The sequence below is a fragment of the Streptomyces sp. NPDC059456 genome (genome assembly GCF_042750055.1).
Classification (GTDB): domain Bacteria; phylum Actinomycetota; class Actinomycetes; order Streptomycetales; family Streptomycetaceae; genus Streptomyces.
Genome location: NZ_JBHYVA010000440.1, coordinates 1 through 3,958 on the forward strand (window position 1 = coordinate 1; position 3,958 = coordinate 3,958).

Annotated in this window: 4 protein-coding genes; 1 reads left to right on the forward strand and 3 read right to left on the reverse strand. The window is 72.0% G+C overall.

The window, feature by feature from the left end; translation table 11 throughout:
* Window positions 1-15: 15 nt before the first annotated feature.
* The 3 genes from ACFXA3_RS29570 to ACFXA3_RS29580 form a co-directional block, all read right to left on the reverse strand.
* Entirely contained in the window at window positions 16-1,311 is a 1,296-nt protein-coding gene (locus ACFXA3_RS29570; protein ID WP_385191614.1) for a coenzyme F420-0:L-glutamate ligase, read from the reverse strand.
* Window positions 1,308-2,267, reverse strand: coding sequence for a 2-phospho-L-lactate transferase (gene cofD / locus ACFXA3_RS29575; RefSeq protein ID WP_385191615.1), 960 nt, complete (start codon window positions 2,265-2,267; stop codon window positions 1,308-1,310). Before cofD ends, ACFXA3_RS29570 begins: the two co-directional genes overlap by 4 nt.
* Before the next feature lie 105 nt (window positions 2,268-2,372).
* A complete protein-coding gene (locus ACFXA3_RS29580; RefSeq protein WP_385191617.1) occupies window positions 2,373-2,906 on the reverse strand; it encodes a cysteine dioxygenase in 534 nt (177 codons plus the stop codon).
* Window positions 2,907-3,546: 640 nt separating this feature from the next.
* Between ACFXA3_RS29580 and ACFXA3_RS29585 the strand changes: the two genes are divergently transcribed.
* Complete coding sequence (locus ACFXA3_RS29585; RefSeq protein WP_003983763.1) at window positions 3,547-3,810, forward strand: WhiB family transcriptional regulator; 264 nt, start codon at window positions 3,547-3,549, stop codon at window positions 3,808-3,810.
* Window positions 3,811-3,958: the final 148 nt, after the last annotated feature.

Sequence of the window (3,958 nt, forward strand, 5' to 3'; positions counted from 1 at the left end):
AGTACCGGCCGGCCCCTACCGGACCTCGATGAAGTCCTCCGCCGCCCGTGCGGGCCGCTCCGCCGGCGCCGACGCGGCGTGGCCCACGGCCACGGCCCCCATCGGCTCCCAGTCCCCGGGCAGCCCGAGGACCTTGCGCACCACGTCCCGGCAGAACATCGTCGAGGACACCCACGCCGAGCCCAGCCGCTCCCCGGCCAGCGCGACCAGGAAGTTCTGGATGCCCGCGCCCGTCGCGACGACGAACATCTCCCGCTCGGCCGCATCGCGCCGGGCGTGGCCGTAGTCGTGCGCGCCGTCCGTCACCATGCACGGCACGACCAGGTACGGGGCCTTGCGCAGCACGTCGCCGCGCCGGACCCGCCGGGCGATGGACTCCTCGCTCTTGCCGTCGCGCCGCAGGTCCTCGGTCCAGGCGTCGCGCATCGCGTCGAGCAGTTCGGTGCGGGCCGCCTCCGACTCCAGCAGGACGAACCGCCACGGCGTGGTGTGGTGCCGCGCCGGGGCCGTCACCGCCGCGGCGACCGCGCGGCGGACCGCTCCGGGGTCCACCGGCTCCGCGGTGAAGGCCCGTACGGTGCGGCGCTGCGTCACGGCTTCGCGTACCGCTTCGGAGGTGCCCAGCCGGAACATGTCGTCGGCCGCCGGACGCACCAGGTCGGCCGCGGTCGAACCCTCGCCGAGGAGGTGGCCGAGCCCGCGGACGACCGCGACCGGCAGCCCGGCCGCTTTGCCCTTGACCAGGTCCGCGGCCGCGGCGAGCTCGTCCGCCGTGGCCACTATGGTCGCGCTCAGCGGGTTGCCGTGGGCGTCGGTGCCGCCGCGCAGGTCGTCCAGGACCCGTACGCCCGCCGAGCCGATGGCCACGTCGGTGAGTCCGGCGCGCCAGGGCCGCCCGAAGGTGTCGGTGACGATGACGCCGACGTCGACGGACAGCAGTGCCCGCAGCCCGGCGCGGATCGCGGCGGCCGAGGCGTCGGAGTCCTCGGGCAGCAGCAGCACGGTGCCGGGTTCGGTGTTGGAGGCGTCGACGCCGGCCGCCGCCATGACCAGGCCCTGCCGGTTCTCGACGATCCGCAGCGGGCCGCGGCGGGCGACGACCCGCACGGTCTCGGCGTCGATGGCGTCCTCGCGGGATTCGGCGCGGACGATCCGGCCCTCCGCCTTGGAGACGATCTTCGAGGTGACCAGCAGGACGTCCCCGTCGTGCAGTCCGGGCCCGGCCGCCGCGATCAGCCGGGCGAGGTCGTCGCCGGGGCGGACCTCCGGGATCCCGGCGACGGCGCGCACCTCGTACGAGGGGACGCTCACCGGGAGGCCTCCGCGAGGGCCAGCGCGGCGCGGGCCATCTCGGTGGTGGCGGCCAGGTCGGTCATCATCAGCGGCACCGCGCGGCAGGCGATCCCGGCGGCCTCCACCTCGGCGACGGCGTCCGCGTCGGCGGTGTCCACGAGCCAGCCGTCGAGGAGCTGCGCGCCGTAGTGCAGGGCGACGGCCGCGGCACTCGCCTCGACGCCGACGGCGGCCAGCACCTTGTCGGCCATCCCGCGTACGGGCGCGCCCCCGACGATGGGGGAGAGACCGACGACGGGCGCCGCGGCGGCGGCGACGGCCTCGCGGATGCCGGGCACGGCGAGGATGGTGCCGACGGAGACGACCGGGTTGGACGGCGGGAGGACGATCAGGTCGGCGGCCGCGACGGCCTCCAGCACGCCGGGCGCGGGCTTGGCCTGCTCGGCACCGACGGGTACGACGGCCTCCGCGTCGAGGGAGGCGCGGAGCCTGACCCAGTACTCCTGGAAGTGGATGACGCGGCGCTCGCCGCTGTCGGGGTCGGTGACGGCGACGTGGGTCTCGACGCGGTCGTCGGACATGGGCAGCAGGCGGACGCCGGGCTGCCAGCGGTCGCAGAGCGCCTCGGTGACGGCGCTCAGCGGGTAGCCCGCGCCGAGCATCTGCGTACGGACGATGTGGGTGGCGAAATCACGGTCGCCGAGGCCGAACCAGGCGGGTCCGACCCCGTAGGCCGCGAGCTCCTCCTTGACGGTGAAGGACTCGTCGGTGCGGCCCCAGCCCTGGTCCTCGTTGATGCCACCGCCGAGGGTGTACATCACCGTGTCCAGATCGGGGCACACCTTCAGCCCGAACAGGTGGATGTCGTCACCGGTGTTGCCGATGACCGTGATGTCCGCGTCGGGAACCGCCGACTTGAGTCCGCGGAGGAAACGGGCGCCGCCGATACCGCCGGCCAGAACAACAATGCGCATGCGGACAGTCTGTCAGCCGCAGGCTGTTCCTCGAGGGGCGGTGGTCGGGCGACGGGCGGGACTGTCAGCCGCGGGCTGTTCCCCGAGGGGCGGTGGTCGGGACCGTCAGGCGGGTACGTGCTCCTGCTGCGCCGGGGAGCAGCTGTGCATCGGCATCTCGGTCAGGCCGGGGAAGTAGACGTGGAGGCTGACGGCTCCGTCGAGGGTGTCGTTGACGACCTCGTGGGCGTAGCCGGGGGCGAAGACGCGCTGGGCGCCGGTGCCGAGGGTCAGCGGTCCGCGCGGGCCGTGCTCGGTGAGCTCGCCGTCGAGGACGGTCAGGACGCCGGAGGAGGCGCCGTGGTCGTGCAGGCCGCTGCCCTGGCCGGGGACCCAGCTGAGCAGCCAGACCTCGTAGCCGGGGCCGGTGCGCAGTCGGTGGTACCAGCGGGTCGTGGCGTCGTACTCGACCAGGTGCTCCCATGCGGCGCGGTCGGCGGCGATGGAGCGGGCGAGGCCGGCGAACTCGGCGACGGTGACCGGGTGTTCGCGGGCGGGCTGGAGCAGGTGCTGGACGGAGAGGATGTCGCCGGCGATCTGGAGGTCGCTCTCGACGGCGAGGGGGGTGCCGGCGGCGGTGGTGGCGGAGGCGCTGTTCATCGTGGGGGAGTCCTCGACGGATGTCAGTCGTGCTGGCGGTCGCTGTGGGGGTGGCCGGAGCTCAGGGGAGCCGAAGCTCCGAAGGCATCAACAGCTGCAACAGCAACAGCGAACCTGGGCAGCACTCAGGAACCCACGAATGGGGGTCCGGGTGGCGGCCGAGGTCACTGACATGGGGACAAGGAGACCGGGTCGGAGGCCGGACTGTCAACCCAATGCCTCGTTTGCCGTAAAAGTTTCATCTGATCCGGTTGCTGTGCTGGAAGAAAGGTTTGTGCAATCCGATGCAGGGGAGGTGGCGCTGCACGACCCACGCTCGCCCCGTCCAAACCCGACTCGCCGCCTCGTGATCGAAATGTGATCTGCGCCGCTTCTTTGGCTTGATCGCAACCGCCCTTCGGGGTGACGCGTCGATTGCGGATGAAGACGGGCGTGGTGGGCGTCCGATGCATGTGTCACGATTTTTGGCGATATGAACACTTACTGCATACGCTTGGTTCCGCAGAGTGAATAAGGGGCCCAATAGCAGATCTCGGCTTGACTGCGCTGGAGCCCCCCACTTGTAATTTCACTCGTGTCGTTACGTAGCGATGAGTAACGACATCACCACGGGGACGCACAGACAGAGCGAGGGGCGCACATGACCGAGCTGTTTCAGGAACTGCTGGTCGAGGAGGCGGACGAAGAGCTCGGATGGCAGGAGCGCGCTCTGTGCGCCCAGACCGACCCCGAGTCCTTCTTTCCCGAGAAGGGCGGCTCCACCCGCGAGGCCAAGAAGGTCTGCCTCGCCTGCGAAGTCCGCTCCGAATGCCTTGAGTACGCACTCGCCAACGACGAGCGATTCGGCATCTGGGGCGGCCTGTCCGAGCGCGAGCGCCGACGGCTGAAAAAAGCAGCGGTCTGAGTACGCAGAGCAACACGCGAGCAGAGCAAACGGGGGCCGCCCCCCCCCCCCCCCCCCCGGGGGGGGGCGGGGGGGTTTTCTTCCGGTGTGTGTGGGGGGGGGGCGGGCCCCGCCGGGGGGCACCCCCCCCCCCCACCCACCCCCGCCC

Excerpts from the sequence above, each read along its gene's own strand:
- cofD (WP_385191615.1), bottom strand. The coding sequence starts at position 2,267 with ATGCGCATTGTTGTTCTGGCCGGCGGTATCGGCGGCGCCCGTTTCCTC.
- ACFXA3_RS29580 (WP_385191617.1), bottom strand. The coding sequence starts at position 2,906 with ATGAACAGCGCCTCCGCCACCACCGCCGCCGGCACCCCCCTCGCCGTC.
- ACFXA3_RS29585 (WP_003983763.1), top strand. The coding sequence starts at position 3,547 with ATGACCGAGCTGTTTCAGGAACTGCTGGTCGAGGAGGCGGACGAAGAG.